The sequence below is a fragment of the Pseudoalteromonas sp. SG44-1 genome (genome assembly GCF_014164315.1).
GTDB lineage: Bacteria > Pseudomonadota > Gammaproteobacteria > Enterobacterales > Alteromonadaceae > Pseudoalteromonas > Pseudoalteromonas rhizosphaerae.
Window position 1 is genome coordinate 16529 of record NZ_JACJEW010000019.1, and the last position, 19007, is coordinate 35535.

15 protein-coding genes are annotated in these 19007 nt (G+C 38.9%); 13 read left to right on the plus strand and 2 right to left on the minus strand.

Annotated elements, in window-relative coordinates; all coding sequences use genetic code 11:
- Positions 1-23: 23 nt before the first annotated feature.
- The 11 genes from H5187_RS10710 (at position 24) to H5187_RS10760 (ending at position 14929) form a co-directional block, all read left to right on the plus strand.
- Entirely contained in the window at positions 24-641 is a 618-nt protein-coding gene (locus H5187_RS10710) for a DsbA family protein (protein ID WP_182797852.1), read from the plus strand.
- A gap of 215 nt (positions 642-856) precedes the next feature.
- Entirely contained in the window at positions 857-1609 is a 753-nt protein-coding gene (locus tag H5187_RS10715) for a DUF3450 domain-containing protein (protein WP_149980246.1), read from the plus strand.
- A gap of 9 nt (positions 1610-1618) precedes the next feature.
- Positions 1619-2986 (plus strand): MotA/TolQ/ExbB proton channel family protein, encoded by a 1368-nt coding sequence (locus H5187_RS10720; RefSeq protein ID WP_182797853.1) that lies wholly within the window; start codon positions 1619-1621, stop codon positions 2984-2986.
- Positions 2987-2989: 3 nt separating this feature from the next.
- On the plus strand, positions 2990-3517 hold the full coding sequence (locus H5187_RS10725) for a MotA/TolQ/ExbB proton channel family protein (RefSeq protein WP_145235579.1): 528 nt from the start codon (positions 2990-2992) through the stop codon (positions 3515-3517).
- 50 nt (positions 3518-3567) lie between these two features.
- A complete protein-coding gene (locus tag H5187_RS10730) occupies positions 3568-3978 on the plus strand; it encodes a biopolymer transporter ExbD (RefSeq protein ID WP_145235576.1) in 411 nt (136 codons plus the stop codon).
- A gap of 10 nt (positions 3979-3988) precedes the next feature.
- Entirely contained in the window at positions 3989-4594 is a 606-nt protein-coding gene (locus tag H5187_RS10735; protein ID WP_182717243.1) for an energy transducer TonB, read from the plus strand.
- Positions 4595-4612: 18 nt separating this feature from the next.
- Positions 4613-5920, plus strand: a complete 1308-nt coding sequence (locus H5187_RS10740; RefSeq protein WP_182797854.1) for a lipopolysaccharide assembly protein LapB — start codon at positions 4613-4615, stop codon at positions 5918-5920.
- A 312-nt stretch (positions 5921-6232) separates the two neighbouring features.
- Positions 6233-7852 (plus strand): hypothetical protein, encoded by a 1620-nt coding sequence (locus H5187_RS10745; protein ID WP_182717245.1) that lies wholly within the window; start codon positions 6233-6235, stop codon positions 7850-7852.
- 72 nt (positions 7853-7924) lie between these two features.
- A complete protein-coding gene (locus tag H5187_RS10750) occupies positions 7925-10648 on the plus strand; it encodes a TonB-dependent receptor plug domain-containing protein (RefSeq protein WP_182797855.1) in 2724 nt (907 codons plus the stop codon).
- Between the two features lie 999 nt (positions 10649-11647).
- Complete coding sequence (gene asd, locus H5187_RS10755; RefSeq protein ID WP_182731235.1) at positions 11648-12790, plus strand: aspartate-semialdehyde dehydrogenase; 1143 nt, start codon at positions 11648-11650, stop codon at positions 12788-12790.
- 180 nt (positions 12791-12970) lie between these two features.
- Complete coding sequence (locus H5187_RS10760; protein WP_149980254.1) at positions 12971-14929, plus strand: methyl-accepting chemotaxis protein; 1959 nt, start codon at positions 12971-12973, stop codon at positions 14927-14929.
- Positions 14930-15034: 105 nt separating this feature from the next.
- Here H5187_RS10760 and H5187_RS10765 read toward each other — a convergent pair whose 3' ends face one another.
- Together H5187_RS10765 and H5187_RS10770 are read right to left on the minus strand one after the other, a co-directional pair.
- Positions 15035-17284 carry a bifunctional diguanylate cyclase/phosphodiesterase gene (locus H5187_RS10765; RefSeq protein WP_182717250.1) on the minus strand — a complete coding sequence of 750 codons (2250 nt, stop codon included), beginning with the start codon at positions 17282-17284 and terminating at the stop codon, positions 15035-15037.
- Positions 17285-17470: 186 nt separating this feature from the next.
- Positions 17471-18277 (minus strand): ion transporter, encoded by an 807-nt coding sequence (locus tag H5187_RS10770; RefSeq protein ID WP_182717347.1) that lies wholly within the window; start codon positions 18275-18277, stop codon positions 17471-17473.
- Between the two features lie 102 nt (positions 18278-18379).
- Here H5187_RS10770 and H5187_RS10775 point away from each other — a divergent pair, with 102 nt between their 5' ends.
- The gene (locus H5187_RS10775; protein WP_182717251.1) at positions 18380-18625 is read left to right on the plus strand and encodes a hypothetical protein; all 246 of its coding nucleotides are present in this window, start codon (positions 18380-18382) and stop codon (positions 18623-18625) included.
- A complete protein-coding gene (locus H5187_RS10780) occupies positions 18618-18896 on the plus strand; it encodes a hypothetical protein (protein ID WP_182739293.1) in 279 nt (92 codons plus the stop codon). The genes H5187_RS10775 and H5187_RS10780 overlap by 8 nt, the downstream gene beginning before the upstream one ends.
- Positions 18897-19007: the final 111 nt, after the last annotated feature.

Genomic DNA, 19007 nt, shown 5'->3' on the forward strand with positions numbered 1-19007 from the left:
CAGTGAACAGTAACAGGCCAATAATGAATAATAGTCAGCTTATATATGTGTACGACCCAATGTGCAGTTGGTGTTGGGGTTTTCAAAAGTGCTGGCAAAAAATCCAAGACGCCTTAGCGAATGAAGTTGATATTATTTATAAAGTAGGTGGCCTTGCTGCTGATTCCGAACAGCCAATGCCAGTAAGTATGCAACAGTTTTTACAACAAACTTGGCAGCGTATTGGCCAGCAAACCGGTGCTAAATTTAACTTTGATTTTTGGCAAAACTGTCAACCACGCCGCAGCACTTACCCTGCGTGTAGGGCGGTGATTGCAGCACGTTATTTTAATAAAGAGCGGGTTATGCTTGGTGCAATTCAGCAGGTTTATTATTTATCGGCACAAAACCCATCGGATCTTAATACACTCGTTAGCTGCGCACAGCAAATAGGTATTGCAGCTGATGAGTTTTTAGCTATATTGCAAAGTGAACAACTTGAACAGGCGTTTCAACAAGAGTTAGCGTATGTTCAGCAGTTACCTGTGCAGGGTTTTCCATCGTTAGTTCTTTGTCATAAACAGCAGTACTTTGCTATCACCGTAAACTATACCAACGCAAATGCTGTGATCAGCACCATTCATTGCATACTTGCTGATTAATTTATTTAATCTCACTTCACTCATCATTAAAGCGTACACGCTTGTTAAATATTAAAAACTATTGTTTTATCTAAGGTAAAAAGCTGTATTTATGGCAGTTGTCATAAAAAGGACTTTTTAGCGCAACACCTCTGTCATTTTTCACCTATAGAATCTCGTTCATTGATATTAAGCAACTAGCAAATCCGCTAATTTAACGAGTAAAGGTGTATGCGATGAAAGGCGTTAAACCATTGATATTAGCTAGTATTGTAGCCATGAGTGCAACAGTGCAAGCAAATGATTTAAATAAGGTTATCGATAAAAGCAGTGAAATTAACCAATCAGCTGCGCAATCACAAACAAAAATAGACAAGATTGCAGACTCAATGCAGGGTCGTTTACAACAGTTTAAAACCCTCAATAAAGAAATTGATGGTTTAACGGTTTATAACGCACAACTAAGTAAACAGCTTAGTAACCAAATGAGTGAAATGGAAGCCATTAACTTATCTATGGATCAAGTGTCTATTATTGAACGTCAAATTACCCCATTAATGCTACGCATGATCACAGGGCTTGAGCAATTTGTTGCTCTTGATGTGCCGTTTCTAACCGATGAACGTGAAAAGCGTTTAGCGTCATTAAAAGACATGATGAACCGTGCTGACATTAATTCAAGTGAAAAATTCCGCCGTGTTTTAGAAGCGTACCAAGTTGAAGTTGATTACGGCCGTACCATCGAAGCCTATACCGCGTTATTAGATGTTGATGGTCAAGAGCGTGAAGTCGATTTCTTACGCATTGGTCGTTTAGAACTTATTTACCTTACTCGCGATGGTAAAAAAGCAGGCTCATGGGATACAACAAGCAAACAGTTTGTAGCCCTGGATGACTCAACAATCAGCCAAATTAGTAAAGGTTTACGTATTGCACGTAAGCAACTTGCCCCAGATATGTTAACACTGCCAGTACACGCTGCGGATTAAGAGGTTAAAATGAAACTTTTTACAAAAATGACCAAAATTGCTTTATTTGGTGCCACCCTTGGTTTTGCGGGCAACAGCTTTGCTGCTGAAGCTATGGATTTAGACTCGTTATTAAAAACACTTGAGCAAGGTAAAACACAGCAATCAGCACAAAATAAACAACGTGAGCAAGAATTTGCTGCACGTCAAAATGAACAAGTGCAAATGCTTAAAAACACTCAAGCAAAACGTAATCAAATGCTGGTTGAGTCTGAGCGTCTTGAAACACAGTTCGAAGAAAATGAAGTAAAACTTGCTAACCTAACCGATACATTATCTAAGCGTATGGGTTCATTGAAAGAACTTTTTGGTGTGCTGCAACAAGTGGCTGGCGATTCAAGTAATAAATTTGCAACGTCAGTAGTGTCTGCACAGCTACCTGGTCGTGGTGCTTTTATGGATGAATTGGCTCAAAAAATGGGCTCGACCTCTAAACTTGCATCAATCGAAGACATTGAAAAAGTATGGTTTGAACTGCAACGCGAAATGACTGAGCAAGGTAAAGTGTCACGTTTTACAACAGATGTAATTGTAGAAGGCGGCAACAAAGCTAAGCAAGAAGTTATGCGAGTGGGGGCTTTTAACTTAATTTCAGAAGGTAAGTACCTTGATTATAACACCAGCACCAATACGTTAAGTGAGCTTACCCGTCAGCCTGTTGGCCGTTACACCTCAACGGCGAGTGATTTACAACAAGCTAAATCAGGCACTGTACAATTTGCGCTTGACCCAACCGGTGGCTCTATCCTTGGTTTATTGGTACAAGCACCTGATACTTCAGAGCAAGTACATCAAGGTGGTGCGGTAGGTTACGTTATTTTAGGCGTTGGCTTACTTGCTTTAATTATCGCTATTGAACGATTTGTTTCATTGATGCTAATGGGCAGCAAAATCCGTCGTCAGCTTAAAGACTCGGTGCCACGTGATGACAATCCACTTGGTCGTGTAATGAAAGTCAAAGATCAATACCCAGATGTAGCATACGACACCTTAGAGCTTAAATTAAGTGAAGCGATTTTACGTGAAATGCCAAAAATCACCCGCAACTTAACGCTCATTAAGATTATCTCGGTCGTTGCTCCATTGTTAGGTCTTCTTGGTACGGTGACCGGTATGATCAATACCTTCCAAGCAATCACCTTGTTTGGTACAGGTGACCCTAAATTAATGGCTGGTGGTATTTCACAAGCGCTTGTTACTACGGTACTTGGCTTAGTTGTGGCAATCCCAACAGTATTTTTATACACCTTATTGAATACCCGCTCTAAAAACTTGCTGCTTATTTTGCAAGAACAAAGCGCAGGTATTATCGCTGAGCGTAGCGAAAATGGAGCATAACCCATGGTGCTATTGATTGACTCAATCAATGCTATCCGTGATTTTCTCGACACTGGTGGCCAAGTTCTGTTGGTCATCGGAGTGTTAATCTTCGCGATGTGGTTATTGATACTCGAGCGATTTATTTATTTCTTTAATGGTTTTCGTAGTTACAAACATGCCATTAAAAGTAGTTGGACAGGGCGCGATGAGCGTAATAGCTGGAACGCTGAGCAAATACGCCAAGCAACTATTTCACGCGCTGGGATGAAGTTAAACAACAACTTAGCGCTGATCAATGTGATGGTTGCCTTGTGTCCGCTGCTGGGGTTACTCGGTACGGTAACAGGTATGATAGAAGTGTTTGATGTGATGGCGATTACCGGAACGGGCAGTGCGCGTTCAATGGCATCAGGTGTATCGAAAGCGACTATCCCGACAATGGCAGGCATGGTTGGTGCGTTATCTGGTGTATTTGCTTCTACGTACTTACAACGCAAAGCAAAGCGCGAAGTAGCCCTACTTGAAGACAGCATGGTTTTAGACCATTAAACAACAATTTTTAGTATGTGGCGAAAGCCACATACAATCAGGAGAATAAAATGAGAGCCCCATTAGGAAGCCTTTTTCAAGAAGATGAAGCTGAAGAAATAAACATGACCCCGATGCTTGATGTTGTGTTCATCATGCTTATTTTCTTCATTGTAACCGCCTCTTTTGTTAAAGAGTCAGGTATCGATGTAAATCGCCCAGAAGCGGCAACAGCCGTTAAGAAAGAGCGTGCAAATATTCTAGTTGCGATTTCAGATCAAGGTGAAATTTGGATCAATAAACGTCAAATCGATGTGCGTGCTGTGCAAGCAAACATTGAGCGTTTAAAAGCAGAAAATCCACAAGGTAGTGTGGTTATTCAGGCTGACAAAAAAGCCACTACAGATACCCTTATTAAAGTGATGGATGCAGCACGCGCCGCAGGTGTATTTGATGTGTCTATCGCGGCACAAGAAGCCTAAGGAAGCCATAATGCGTTATTTAGTAGCATTATTAGTTGCCGGTGTTGTGACCTTTATGTTGTTTTTGGGCATGCAAGCGCTTATCACCGGTGGTGAAGGGGCGATGACTGAGCCAGCTAAAGGCAATGTACTTGATTTTGTAAGGCTTAAAAAAGAAGAAACGGTACAAAAGAAAGAACGTAAACCACAAAAGCCGCCAACGCCGAAAGAGCCTCCGCCGCCAATGGATTCACCGCAAATGCAAAATAGTGATCCAAATGCAGCAGCGTCTAACTTTGACTTTGGTGCCAGTGTTGATGCTGACGTGAGTCTCAGTGGTGGTCTAGCTCTTGACTCTAGTGATGGTGAATATTTACCGATTGTAAAAGTAGCACCTGTTTACCCGCGTCGAGCATTGTCACGGGGCATTGAAGGCTATGTGATTGTTGAGTTTACAGTGACTAAGCAAGGTACTGTTCGTGATGCAAAGGTAGTAAAAGCTGAGCCTGAATCATTGTTTGATCAAGCAGCTATGGATGCGGCACTTAAATTTAAATATAAACCACGCGTGATCGATGGTGAAGCGGTTGAAGTTGCGGGTGTACAGAACAAAATTTCTTTCCAAATTAACGGCTAGAAACAGAGGATTGCGATTATGAAATTATTAAAAACAGCATTAGTGTGTACTTTTGCGATAGGAGCCAGTGTTGCGCTGCCAAGTTTAGTCTCCATGTTTCCAGGAGTCACGCTTGCGAGCGTTTACGCACAAGAGCAAAAAACCACGAAAGTGCCTGCGCTACGTGAAAAAGTGTATAGCCAATTGGCTCGTGCACAAAAGTTAGCCGATGATGGCGACGCTAAAGCAGGACTTGAGGCGCTTGATAGCATCAAAGAACGTTCTTCTAGCATGAACTCCTATGAAATTGCCATGATGCATAATTTTTATGGCTTTATTTATTACAACGAAAATGATTTGCCTAAAGCAATTGCATCATTTGAAAAGGTGATAGCAGAAGAAGGTATTCCAGAAACATTACGTGTTAGCACTACTTTTAGCTTAGCGCAATTAGCGATGGCAAACAGTGATTATAATAAAGTCATTGATTTTTTAGCTAAGTGGGATGCAATTAACACTAAGCCTAAAACTGATGCCTATTATGTCCTTAAATCACAAGCGTATTATCAGTTGAAAGATTACCAAAAAGGCATTGATAATATTAACTTAGCGATTGCCCAAAGTGATAGTGAAGGCAAGGTGCCAAAAGAAAACTGGTTAGTACTGCAACGCGCCATGTATTACTCACTTAATCAAACTGAGAATGTAGTTGCTGTACTTGAGCGTATGGTAAAGCTTTATAACAAGCCTGAATACTGGGTGCAACTTGGCGGTATGTACGGTGAAACGGGTAAAGAAAAACAACAACTAGCCGTACTTGAAGCCGCTTACCAGCAAGGTTTTTTAACGTCAAAATCAGATTTACGTCAACTTGCCCAAGTTTACTTATACAACGGTTTAGCGTTTAAAGCGGCTGATGTGATGAGTAAAGCGATTGAATCAGGCGTTGCTGAAAAGTCTGCGAAGAATTATGCATTCATCGCAGAAGCCATGGTCCAAGCAAAAGAAGATAATAAATCAGTTACTTACTTTGCTAAAGCGGCAGAGCTTTCGGATCACGGTAAGTACGATCAACGTATGGCTGAAGTACTTGTTAACTTAGAGCAATTTGAAGATGCCGCTGATGCAGCCCGAACGGCGCTTGATAAAGGCTCACTCGATTTTGAATCAAATGCTTATGTTGCTTTAGGTATGGCGCAATATAGTTTACAAAACTTTGATGCGTCTATTTTAGCATTCGAACAAGCCGAGAAGCATAAAAAATCGCAGCGATTAGCTGAACAATGGATCAAATACGTGAAGCGTGAAAAATTGCATGCTGAAACATTACGCACCGCTTTGTTATAAGTAAATATGGCGTTAAAAAATGCCATTTTAACTTCAACGATTTTATTAAAAAACTCGTTTTATAATCGCAACACCAAAACCGCCTCAGGGCGGTTTTTTTCGTTCTAAATATTCCTAACAAATTGTTATTTAAATAAATTATATTGTCACTTTATGTTTATTAAAGTGTAACTGTATTGTCATACACCTCCCGTATTGTAGTCCTCGTTCTAAAGCTCAAGTGACCTTAAAGCATGTTTTTCGTGTTTTAAAGTGACTTGAGTTTTACTTAATGCGCTAACAAAATAATTAAATACTTTAACGGAGTGAACAATGAAATTATCTGGTTTATTTAAAGTCAGCCTTGTGGCTACTGCAATTACACTCGCTGGCTGTGGCGGTGGTGATATTAATGTTACACCTACAACAGTTGATAACAGTGTAGATAATAGTGTAGACAACTCAGTGACTAACCCAGGTGGTGATAATGGTGGTGATACATTAAGTTGCGCTACATATACATTAGATGGAGCTACATTTACAGGTGAAGCAAAGGGTGTTAACTGTGTTTACAGTCAAGCATTTGCAAGTAATGCGAAAGAAATTACCAGCTCTTTTGTTATCCCTGCATTAAGCAGTGGCGGCGCACATGTATTTGAAGGTGCATTATTTATTGGTGATGATGTAGACACATCAACAGGCGCTACAATTGATGGCAATGGTCCTACATTGTCTATTGAAGCTGGCGCGACGATAGCTTTTACTAAGCCTGAGAGTTTTATTCGTATTGCACGTGGTGCAAATATTGAAGCAATTGGTGAAGTAGATAAGCCAATTATTTTCACAAGCATCAAAGAAGTTGATGGCGATGATGCAACAACCGCACAAATTGGTGATTGGGGTGGCGTTCAGGTAAATGGTCGAGGCCATTCTATTCGTTGTACGGCTGCGGCTGCGGCGCAAGATATGTGTAACCACGCTGCTGAAGGTATTGTATCGTATTATGGTGGTAATGATCCGCAAGATAGCAGCGGTATCCTTAAGCATATAGTTATAAAATATGCGGGTTTTGGTGTTGAAGGCGATGAGCTTAATGGTTTAACCCTTAATGCTGTAGGCTCAGGCACAACGATTGATTACGTGCATGTTCATAATGGTTTTGATGATGGTATAGAGCTTTTTGGTGGTAGCGTTAACCTTAAACATATTGTTATTACTGATACAGGTGATGATGGTATTGATTGGGATGAAGGCTGGAAAGGCTATGGACAATTTATTCTTGTACGTTCAAATGAATATGGAAACCATGGCTTTGAAACAGATGGCGCTAAGGTAGATCCATTATCAGCAGATGCACAAGATTTAGTAACAACTGTTTCTAATCCAACAATTGCTAATGCAACGGTTGTAACTACTGGCGACCAAGGTGCTGAAGGGCGTCGTACTGGTGCTGGTATGGAAATGAAAGAATGGGGTAAAGCGCAATTAGCTAATATGCTATTTGTAAACTCTTCATCTGTAGATGGTGCTGGTTGTCTTGATTTATATAATGAAAAAGACCAATCAGGGGATGCTGGTGTGCATGCGAATGCAAATAATGGCGATATCGCATTTATGAGCTCAATATTTGCTTGTGGTAAGAATTTTGAAGACGTAAATACACCTTTAACTGGCGCATTAGCAAGTTTTGATATTGCTTCTTGGTTTACTGGTGGCGAGAATAACCAGTTAATTGGTTTTGCTGATTTTGCAAATGTACTTGGTGCTGATGGTGTTTCAACAGCTGCAACTATTACTGATTCACAAGGCACTGCAGTAGCTACAACAGCTAAAGACATGAGTGAAGTTAACTCTTTCTTTACTAACGCAGGCTATATTGGTGCACTTAAAGACGGTGAATCAAGTGAGTGGGCTGATTTTGTTGCCGCATCTTTACAACGCGCTAGTAATTAATCTAGACCGGCTCTAATTATAAGGCGCTACGGCGCCTTTTTTAAGGGAATTTTAGGTTTAGAGGATATAAATATGAAACATCAAAAGCAGTTTAAAACCAATCTAATAACTTTATCTCTGCTCTCCCTTTTTTCTTCATTTCATTCTTTCGCTGATCAGGCACAAGAAATAATAAATGAAGAAGCGATAGAAGAAGTTGTTGCAACAGGTACGCGCCTTAAAGGCAGTGCTAGTGCCGTAATTGATGAGCGTAAAAATCAGGCATTTGTCGCTGATATAATGGGTTCAGAGCAAATATCTAGAACGGGTGATAGTGATGCAGCTTCGGCACTTCGCCGTGTTACAGGCTTATCATTAGTTAACGATAAGTTTATCTATGTCCGTGGCTTAGGTGAGCGTTACTCTAGCGTACGTTTAAATGGCGCGGTAGTTCCAAGCCCGGATCTAACACGAAATGTAATTCCACTTGATATCTTCCCATCAAGTATTATTGAATCCTTGGTTGTACAAAAAGCCTATTCACCAAATATGCCTGCGGCTTTTGGTGGTGGTGACGTTAATATCAGAACCAAGAGCATTCCAAATGATACTTTATTTAAAGTCGAAATTGGTGCCAGTTATAAAGATACAAACGACGAAGGCTATACATATAATGGTGGCAGTGATGATTGGTTAGGTAAAGATGATGGTACACGCGCATTACCTGGTTCAGTTAAGACTGCGTTAAATACCTATATCAATGGCCTGTCTGATATTTCGTATAGAAATATCAGAGATGTAGAGTCAAGACGTCAGGGGGCTGATATTGGCCAAGCTGCCGCGATAGACTTAAATAAAAGTTTAGCAAAAGCATTGCCAAGAGATTTTGGCTTGGAAAAAGAAAGTTTAAATCCTGATGCCGGTATTAAAGCTGTGTATGGCGACCGTTTTGATAACTTATTTGGCTTAGACGGCTCGTTTGGTTTCTTAGCGTCAGTTGCCTATGAAAATGAATGGTCTAATGCTGAGAAGTTTAGCGCTGTACTTTCTTCTGTTGACGCATCTGAGTCCTCATGTTCACAAGATGACTTTACTTGTTACTCTGCAACAGAGAAAGAAGTGTCAACCAAGCATAATATAAAGTTAAATAGCTCTCTAAATTTAGGTTATAAAATTGGAGGTCACGATTTAACAGCAACTTATATGATGTTACGAGATTCTGAAGATGAAGCCTCTGTTGCGCTTTACCAAGAACCTTCAAAGTCATTAAGTATTGATGCTGGGCAGTTGCAGCGTAGTCACTTAACCTCTTTTGAGGAACGAGAACTTGAAATACTTCAGCTTCGTGGAATGCACAATTTAGATTGGGGTTTTCTTGAAGGTGTTGGTGTAGATTGGCAGTATACTGACTCAACAGCGACTACAAGTATACCTGGTGAGCTTAAAGTAACGGTTCGTGATGAGTACTTAGATGGCAAATATCAACGTACTTTTTACAATGGTAGCTTAGGTGGTAATCCTTATTTGTATCGATTTGTAGAGCTTGAAGACGATGTAGAAAACTGGGGCGTTAATGTAAACAAAGTTTTTTACTTTGATAACGCCGAAGTAGAAATTGCGGGTGGTGGTTATTTTGTTGAAAAAACACGTGATTACCGCACTGACTTTTTTAACTATCGTTTTAACCAAACTCAGTCTTTAGATCTAGCACAAAGTGAAGAAGAAGCACTGTCAATTGGTAGTTTTTTTGCTAACGATGCTGTTGTTGATTCAACGGATGTCGAGTTATTGTTCCAAGAACCAACAGCTGATGATTACTTAGCAGCGCAAATGATTGATGCTTATTACGGCTCTTTTGACGTAACGTTTGCTCAAGATTGGCGTTTAAGCGGTGGTGTGCGTTACGAGGACTTCCGCCAAGTTGCGCTTGCTTTTTCTCGCTCAGCATTCGATCCTGCTTTATTGGCTGATAAATTAAGTGCAGATGCGATAGAACAAGCAAGTGTGATGGAAGATGAGTATTTTACTTCGTTATCTATGACATATAGTCAGCAATCGTATCAAGTTCGTTTTGGTTATGGCAACACGGTTGTACGCCCTGATTTGCGAGAGCTAAGCCCTGTTCAATTCCAAGATCCGCTGACAGGTTATCGAACGCTTGGTAATCCATTCTTAGAATCTAGTTACCTAGATAACTTTGATGCACGTATCGAGTTTTATATGGACAATGGCGATAATTACTCAGTTGGCGCATTCTATAAAGATATCGATAAACCAATCGAAGCACTATTAACAGAAAGCGACGGCCGTTTTACTCTGCAGTTTGACAATGCAGAAACAGCCTATGTTTACGGTATTGAAGCTGAATGGTTAACTGAGTTGCACAGTGATTTATTAGGGGGCGCTTTTTTTACTTCTGGAAATATAACGCTCAGTGATTCAGAAGTTGAAATTGCAGAAGAACAGCGTGGCGATCTCACGAACCTAAAGCGACGTATGACGGGCCATTCAAAGTATGTTGCCAACTTGCAACTGAATTACGATTCACATGATGGCATGCATCAAGCATCTGTTATCTACAATGTATTTGGTGATCGTATTTTAGCTGCGGGTGTTAATAACTTTGATGACGCTTACGAACAACCTTTAAACTCGTTAGACATGGTTTATAGTTATTACCCAACGTTTAATACCACAATAACACTTAAAGTGAAAAATATGTTGGGACAAAACTTTGAAGTAGAACAAAATGATGTGCTAATTCGTTCTCAAGAAACGCCTAGAGAATTAAGCGTGAGCTTTAGCTACGAGTTTTAAAGTCATCTAATAAAGGCAAATTACATAAGTCTCTATTATCTCAGCCCTGCCAAATGCAGGGCTTTTTAATATCTGCTATTTGTAAAACTAATGGTTGTGTAATATCTGTGTTATTAAAGAAGTGATCATTTAATGCAAATTGATATAAGGCTATTATTTTAATGATGATATGTGATTAATGATGAGTTGAACTATGTTGATATTAATTGGAGGAACTTTTGCGCTATGGAATAAGAGCTCAGTTGTTACTGAGCTGTTTGTTTACGTTAGTTACCGCACTTTATACTAGCGTACAATGGATAACACTGATTTTTACTACCAGTATTTTTTGAAACCCATGCGCTACCATACCAGTCATATTCCGCATACTCATATTCATCCTCACCACACTTCACTGTGCTGCCAGTGATTTCTCGCTTATGACCTCGCTCTTTACAGAATTGATTTCCCGATATAAAACTGACAAAGAAGTTGCTATAACTACTATCAACTATCAACTATTACGGTAGGGTTGGGTTGATGTAGATAAGCTTTTTGTTGAGCCCGATGTGTGTTCAACACTGGCAAAAGAAGTATTCGATTCTACATTGATTTCGTTAATATTTGCAGATACACCTAAAGATAGAAAAGTATAATGTTTTCATTTTTTTTGATTCCTTTTAATAAATAAAATAATACACAATACATCTGACTATAAAATGCGAAATGATTATAAATCTTGTTTATTGCATTCTTATTAACTTACTTATGTACAGATAGTCAGTTTCATATTGCAAAAAAATAGCAACAGATGAATCAGTTGGATGTCAAAAACACCGGTCTTTTACAATGACGCACAATAATCATAACTATTAGAAATATGATTATTGACTCAAGATGAAAAAATTTTATGTTCTATGAGTAACACTGGTGTTGCCTCGATCACAGTGCTAGATTGTTCGTTCTAAAAATTAAATCTCACGCAATGAATTTTAATTTTTAACGTATTAGGTATTTCTTATGACTCAAACAGTGGAACAAACAATGAAAAAAGTAGGATTGGTCGGATGGCGGGGCATGGTTGGCTCAGTGTTATTAGAGCGTATGCAACAAGAAAATGATTTTGCTCATATCGACACCACTTTTTTTACCACCTCACAAACCGGTCAGCTTGGCCCTGATTTAGCGGGTCCTGCAAAACCATTACTTAATGCAATGGATTTTGAATCGCTGGCAAAAATGGATATTATTATCACCTGTCAAGGTGGTGACTACACTAAAGCTGTGTATCCACAATTACGTGAAGCAGGCTGGGACGGCTATTGGATTGATGCGGCATCAGCACTGCGTATGAGCGATGACAGTATTATTGTACTTGATCCGGTCAATAAAGATGTGATTGAACAAGGTCTTGAGCAAGGCGTAAAAACCTATGTGGGTGGTAACTGCACAGTGTCACTCATGTTATTAGCATTGGGTGGTTTATTTGAGCAAGACTTGATTGAGTGGGTAAGCCCAATGACTTATCAAGCTGCATCGGGTGCCGGTGCTCGCAATATGAAAGAGCTCATTGCGCAAATGGGCTCTATTCATGCAAGTGTGGCTGACAAGCTAGCTGATCCACAAGCCGCTATTTTAGAAATTGATAAACTAGTCACACAGCAAATAGCCTCAAGCGATTTACCGCAAGAGCAATTTGGTGTGCCGTTAGCAGGCAGTCTTATCCCATGGATTGATGTGCCAATGCCATCGGGTCAATCTAAAGAAGAATGGAAAGCGCAAGTTGAAGCGAACAAAATTTTAGGTTCATCAAAACAGCCTGTGCCTATTGATGGTTTATGTGTTCGTATTGGTGCAATGCGTTGTCACTCACAAGCAATGACGATTAAACTACGTGAAGATATTAGCGTCGAGAAAATAGAACAGATTTTAGCGTCACACAATGAGTGGGTTAAAGTGATCCCGAATGAGCGTGATATTACAGCTACAGATTTAACACCGGTTAAAGTGACAGGCACATTAAGTATTCCAGTAGGGCGTATTCGTAAATTAGCGATGGGGCCTAAATATATTAGTGCTTTTACCGTTGGCGATCAGTTATTATGGGGTGCTGCAGAGCCACTGCGTCGTATGCTACGCATTATTGTTGATAATAAACATTAGTTTACTAGCTGCCATTTATTACAGTTAATATGGAGGGTTGGCAATGTGCCAGCCCTTTTACTGTTGTCTTTTTGCACCGCTTTAGTTTTGTCACTGCTTAGTTAATTTAGTGAGATTGTTTCTTGCTGAATACTCAATAGCTTACTATCTTTATGGGAGTATCTATTTGGCCTCCTATATATGAATATATCAAAAAAATTAAAACTATCTTTTGCCTCCGCCATCGCCTTACCTCTTTTTATTATTGCAGCACTTGTTATCACGCAAACAAGAGAGCAAGCTATTGATAATTTTGCGCAAATGAGCGAAAGAGAAGCACGGCAAATAGATAATGGTATCGCTATATTTTTTGCCGAAATAGAAAAAAATGTTGATTATCTAGCTTCCCATCAAATGGTCTTAGCTGCCAAGCAAGATGTCAAAACTCATGTAGATACAAATAATTCGGTGATGCTAAAACATCTCCAAGGCAGCAGTGTTGAACGTGCCGCATTTCAACAGTTTGATCACTTCGGCCAAACTCACCCAGGGCTTGCTTATATTTATATGGGTAATGAACAAGGTGGTTATATTCAGTGGCCAGCGGGAGAAGTTAATGCTAATTATGACCCACGATCTCGACCTTGGTATTTAACAGGTAAATCTGCAAGTGGTAAAACGGTTCGCACTAGTGCTTATTATTGGGCAGCTGACGACATGGTTATAGTCTCTACTGTAAAAGCAATAAAAGATAATGGACAAATTATCGGTGTACAGGGAATGGATGTTTCTTTGCAAGGACTGACAGAAATTATTGCTAATATTAAGCTGGGTGAAACTGGTTACTTAATGCTGATCGAAGATACGGGAAACATACTTGTTGATGTTAAAAATGAAGATTTTCGTTTTAAACGTTTAACTGATATTGCGGGTGGGAAATACAAGCAGTTAGCGGCTAATACCCAAGGTCAGTTCGAAATTGTTATTAATGACAAAGATTTTATTGCCAATATTTATACTTCAGCTAAGTTAGGCTGGAAATTTATTGGCTTAGTTGAAAAGTCAGAGGTGATGAGCGCCGCAAACACCATGACCGTTACAATTTTAATTATTAGTGCGGTGCTAATTATTGTATTCATTTTAATCGCAAGTTATATCTCAAAAGTAATTTCTTCACCTATAGTTGAAGTCAGTGATGGCCTGGCTGAAATTGCGCAAGGCGGTGGTGACCTAACTCGACGGCTCACGATAAAAACTAAAGATGAGACGGCAAAGCTTGCCAATAGTTTTAACCTATTTTTAAACTTGATTGCTGATTTAGTAAGACAAATCAACGAGTGTGCATTAGATGTAAGCGGTACATCAGAGCAAACTTCTACACAAGCATCGCAATTAACTCGTTCTACCTCCCAACAACAACAAGCACTGGAAATGGCGGCAACTGCAATTAATCAAATGGCTGCGACAGCCAACGAAGTAGCTTCAAGTTGTGCTAATGCGGCAGATCTGGCTATGCAAACGCAACAGGCATCAGAGATAGGTCAAACAGTGATCACAGAGACCGTTCAAAGCGTGGTTGTTTTGAGCGAAGTGATAAGTAAAGCAACGGATGATATATCGCAACTTGACACTGAAAGTGAAAATATCATGTCAATTTTAGGCGTTATAAGAGGCATTGCTGAGCAAACTAATTTGCTTGCTTTAAATGCTGCAATAGAAGCTGCTAGAGCGGGGGATCATGGTCGTGGTTTTGCTGTCGTTGCAGATGAAGTACGTGCATTGTCGAAACGTACGTCTGAATCCACTGAAGAGATTGCTACGCAATTAGACAAATTACGTAGCATGTCTGGCCAAGTCACTACTGAAATGAAACGCAGTTTAGACAGCACTAATAAAACGGTTGAACTATCCCATGCTGCACAGCTGCAATTTACGGAAATTACAGCGTCTATTGTTAATATTAGTGACTTAAATACGCAGATAGCAACCGCTGCAGAAGAGCAGCAGCATGTCGCTGAAGATATAAATCGCAATGTTATAGAAATCAAAAATGCGGCTGATGATGTTAGTGAAATTGCTGCCAATACCAGTAATAATGGCGATAAATTAAAAACCTTATCACACGTTCTTACTGATCTAGTTGGAAAATTTAAAGTGTAGTAATAACAGTGGCTAAGAATAAAATACAAGCTGACAATACCGCTCATTAGTCTTCAATGCGAATACTCCAGTCAGCTTAATAGCCGATTCTATTTTTTTCCGGTATTAACTTGTTGGTATTTTTTGCGGATTAAAATTCAAACCTTGTTGTTTTATATGCTCGGTATAGTGGTAGGCCGATAATGGTTTTGAAAAATAAAAGCCTTGAAATTCTTTACACCCCATATTTGCCATAATTTCAACTTGCTGTTGTGTTTCAACTCCCTCAGATACGCATTTTATACCTAGCTCATCACACATGACGTGAATTGCTTTTACTAAGCTCTTTTGCCTTGTTGAGCTTGTAACTTGGCTTATTAGCGAGCGATCAAGTTTTAGCTTATTTATAGGATATTCGGCTAAGCGCGCAATATTTGAATAGCCCACACCAAAGTCATCAACAGAAATTGTGAATCCCCATGATTGTAGGTTTTGCATTAGCGCCAAGGAATATTCTTGGTTTGCTTCTAATGACGTTTCGGTCAGTTCTAATTCAATTTGACTTGGTTTGACATTAAAGTCCGCTAAGTATTTTACTAATTTTGACATGAAATCGCTTTGGCCAAAATCAAGCAATGATATATTTATTGCAACAGGCACTAGTGGAATTTCATCTTTGCTCCAAGTTGCAATTTGAGTACAGACTTTTTGAATTATGAGATCTGTGAGTCGGCTGATCATCCGGTATTCCTCTGCGATAGGAATAAACACCGCAGGTGATACAACACCAAGAGTTTTACTGTTCCAGCGTGCTAATGCTTCAAGTCCAATGCACTTGCCGTCATGTGTTACTTTAGGTTGATAGTGTAACTCTAACTCGGCGTTATGAAGTGCTTCGTCTAATAACATTGATATTTCATGTTTTTCTAAAAATGCTTGTGAGCGTTTCTCATCATAACCATTAATAGGGCGATGATTATCAGCAAGTTTTAATGCCTCTATTGCGTTGTTCAATACAGTAGCACTGCTTTTTCCTTGTCTTGGAAAGTTAGAAAAACCAAATAAAAACGACTGTTGGTATTTTCTGCCCCGCATTATATAAGGTTCATCAAGCGCATGTTTAACTTCGTTTAAAAGCTTATACTCTATTTTGTTAGCTGAGCTTGTAGTTATTATAAATGCTAATTTATTATTACCTACATGAGCGCACAGAACGAGGTCTTCATTAGAGTCTTTTAAGCGCTTATAAGCTGATACTAAATGTGCTTTTGCATCAGCTTTACTGTATTTGAGATTTAAATATTCATTATTTGCACTCTGGGTGATCACAATATAGAAATCACCTTGGTACTTTGCTACAAATCTTTCACACTGAAGCTCAAACCATTCTCTATTGGGAAGGTGTGTTTGACCATCGCTGTAACGTAAACGTTTGTTTTCTTGCTCCATTGCTAATAAGTTTTGTTTTATTTGATGTTGTTCAGTGCAGTCATCAAAGCGCAGCACACAATAATCAGAGTCAGTAACTTGCTGGTAATGTACAGTTTTATAGGTGTTTTTATATTTAAATACTTGGTTCTTTTGTGGGTTAGCTGCAATCACAAGATTAGGTAATAATTTATCGAGTTTAACTGTTGCTTTGAAATCAAATAACATTTTCGCTTGACTGTTAAAATCTATAACGGTGTTTTCACTATCGATAATTATTTTTGCAATACTTGATTCAGTAAAAAATGTTCTATAAAGCTCATTTTTTGCTGCTAGATGACTATTTGATTCTGCCATGGTTTGATTTAAGCGTTTTGCAGCAACAATGGTTCGCGCAACTGCGAGCGGAATACAGATATTAAAGAATAAAAATAATAGCCCTGATATATACCAGTCTGAATTTGGTAGTTGCGTATTTATGGAGGTAAGAGATGAAATATCAACGTTGTTTATTATAAAGTAAAAAGGCACGATATTTAAAATTGCATAACCTAGCGCGGTCCTCACACCTAACAGCATCAATGCAATAATAGGGCATGCATACATATACATAGAGCCTACCTTTGCAAGGTTGATGTCTGTTAAAAATACATTCATTGAGATTGTTGCGGCAACAATACTTAGTAGCAGGGCATGTGCACATAAAGTAAAGTATTTACGGCTAGCAATTAGTAAGGTGGCCATTGTCACAGAAAAGCTTGCAGCAAGCACAATAATATATATTAAGTTGAACTCAATTGCGGCGTTTAAAGTATGGCAAAATACTGAGAAACATAAAATTACACCAGCGGTTAAAATAATGCGTAGTGCACTGATACGCCAGTTAGGTACTAGAACGTTTGAATTAACGTGATCTGATAGTAAAAAGTAGCGACTTAAGTAATGCATTATAATTGGTGTAAATTTATCATATTTTTATTAGACCATTGATAAATAGCTAAAAGCAATAATTTATTAGTTTTAGATTTTACACTAGGAATAAATGCTTGGTTTATCGGCTGACTACAGATGAACTTAGTTATAATTGCACTAGCACCTAAGCTTTTATATTCTTAGGTGCTAGTTTATCAATACTTAGTTTTTGGGCTTTAATAGTGTTTTTAGTTCTGCTATTTGTGCCTTCAGCTCATTGATTTGTCCTTGGGTTGCCGGCAAGGAATCTACATCGGCTTGCTCTTCACGGGCATTGCGATGCTCCTGTGACATAACTTCTAGAATAGCGCCTACCATCATGTTTAAAAATACGAAAGCAGTTAAGAATATAAAAGTAAGGTAGTAAATCCAACTTAGTTTATAGACAGCCATAGTTTCGTACATGACGTCGGTCCAATCTTCAAAGGTTGCTATTCTGAACAGAGTCAACATTGAGATTGATACATCTCCCCACAGAAATGGATTTATCTCAGAAAATAACATGCTGCCAGTTGCGGCATAAATATAGAAAATAACAAACATTAACAGCGCAATATAGCCCATTTGCGGTATGGCTTTTAATAGTGAATTAACCAACAAACGTAGTTCTGGCACCATAGAGACTAAACGTAGTACGCGGAATATTCGTAGTAAACGGGCTATAAAAATGGTCGAACCTGCAGCAGGATATAAACTGCCAATGACGATTATAAAGTCAAAGATATTCCAGCCTTTGCTAAAAAAGTCTTTTAAGCCTTTACTTGCAACATAGCGGATAATTAGTTCTATTAAGAAAAACACCGTGATGCCCACGTCCATCCAATGTAAAGCAAATTCAACAGTGGGGTGTAACGAATAGGTGTGTGCACCAACGGTGAGCGCTGATACAACAATAACGGCGATAACAAATGATTGAAATATTTTACTTTTATCGATACGCTGGAACAGCTTTTGTAACTGCGACAACATCATAATTAGCCCTTAACGGTTATAGATATAAAACGTTTGCAATATACAGCAAAATCGTCATGGATGAATTACTTTTCCAGCTTAAAATGTAAGGAATTTTTAATGCTTTTCAATAGGCTAAAATGGGTTGTAAGTGCCTCAGCGGTACTGTTTTTAACCGGCTGTAGTTCAGATGCACGCTATCACGAAATTCAAGCTGCCCGTTTAGGTGAATGCAGCTACATGGCAGATAAAGAATATCATGAATGTATAAAGCGCCAAGAAGACGGTTACAAAAAATTTAAAAAGCAGCAAGACATAGTTCCAGAAAACGACTCAAGCCAAGAGCACACCAGTAAAAATGACTAAAACAGAAAAATTGTTAGATAAAGCACTTCGTAATACTCTAACCATCGCTTGTGAAAATATAAAAGACAAGCACGCTGGTTTTAGTTACTTAACGCATACAGTCAATTTAAAAAAACCAAGTAATAGCTTGCATATAAGTTGTTTTTTTATTGATGAATTAGCACTATTAGAGGCAAACAATGAGCAACAATTGCCTTTAATTGAAGCGCAAATTAAGCAGCAGCTTGTGCTTATAAACATCAAGCCACAAGCAATTAATTTTTCAGCATAGTTTCGTTTTTAAGGTAAAATAAGTTTTTTAAACACTGCTTTGCGTTAAGAAATAACCGATAGTAGTGATGACGCACTTGAAATTCAGGCTTTTCATTTGTGTAACTATTTG

Excerpts from the sequence above, each read along its gene's own strand:
- H5187_RS10710 (WP_182797852.1), top strand. The coding sequence starts at position 24 with ATGAATAATAGTCAGCTTATATATGTGTACGACCCAATGTGCAGTTGG.
- H5187_RS10715 (WP_149980246.1), top strand. The coding sequence starts at position 857 with ATGAAAGGCGTTAAACCATTGATATTAGCTAGTATTGTAGCCATGAGT.
- H5187_RS10720 (WP_182797853.1), top strand. The coding sequence starts at position 1,619 with ATGAAACTTTTTACAAAAATGACCAAAATTGCTTTATTTGGTGCCACC.
- H5187_RS10725 (WP_145235579.1), top strand. The coding sequence starts at position 2,990 with ATGGTGCTATTGATTGACTCAATCAATGCTATCCGTGATTTTCTCGAC.
- H5187_RS10730 (WP_145235576.1), top strand. The coding sequence starts at position 3,568 with ATGAGAGCCCCATTAGGAAGCCTTTTTCAAGAAGATGAAGCTGAAGAA.
- H5187_RS10735 (WP_182717243.1), top strand. The coding sequence starts at position 3,989 with ATGCGTTATTTAGTAGCATTATTAGTTGCCGGTGTTGTGACCTTTATG.
- H5187_RS10740 (WP_182797854.1), top strand. The coding sequence starts at position 4,613 with ATGAAATTATTAAAAACAGCATTAGTGTGTACTTTTGCGATAGGAGCC.
- H5187_RS10745 (WP_182717245.1), top strand. The coding sequence starts at position 6,233 with ATGAAATTATCTGGTTTATTTAAAGTCAGCCTTGTGGCTACTGCAATT.
- H5187_RS10750 (WP_182797855.1), top strand. The coding sequence starts at position 7,925 with ATGAAACATCAAAAGCAGTTTAAAACCAATCTAATAACTTTATCTCTG.
- asd (WP_182731235.1), top strand. The coding sequence starts at position 11,648 with ATGACTCAAACAGTGGAACAAACAATGAAAAAAGTAGGATTGGTCGGA.
- H5187_RS10760 (WP_149980254.1), top strand. The coding sequence starts at position 12,971 with ATGAATATATCAAAAAAATTAAAACTATCTTTTGCCTCCGCCATCGCC.
- H5187_RS10765 (WP_182717250.1), bottom strand. The coding sequence starts at position 17,284 with ATGCATTACTTAAGTCGCTACTTTTTACTATCAGATCACGTTAATTCA.
- H5187_RS10770 (WP_182717347.1), bottom strand. The coding sequence starts at position 18,277 with ATGTTGTCGCAGTTACAAAAGCTGTTCCAGCGTATCGATAAAAGTAAA.
- H5187_RS10775 (WP_182717251.1), top strand. The coding sequence starts at position 18,380 with ATGCTTTTCAATAGGCTAAAATGGGTTGTAAGTGCCTCAGCGGTACTG.
- H5187_RS10780 (WP_182739293.1), top strand. The coding sequence starts at position 18,618 with ATGACTAAAACAGAAAAATTGTTAGATAAAGCACTTCGTAATACTCTA.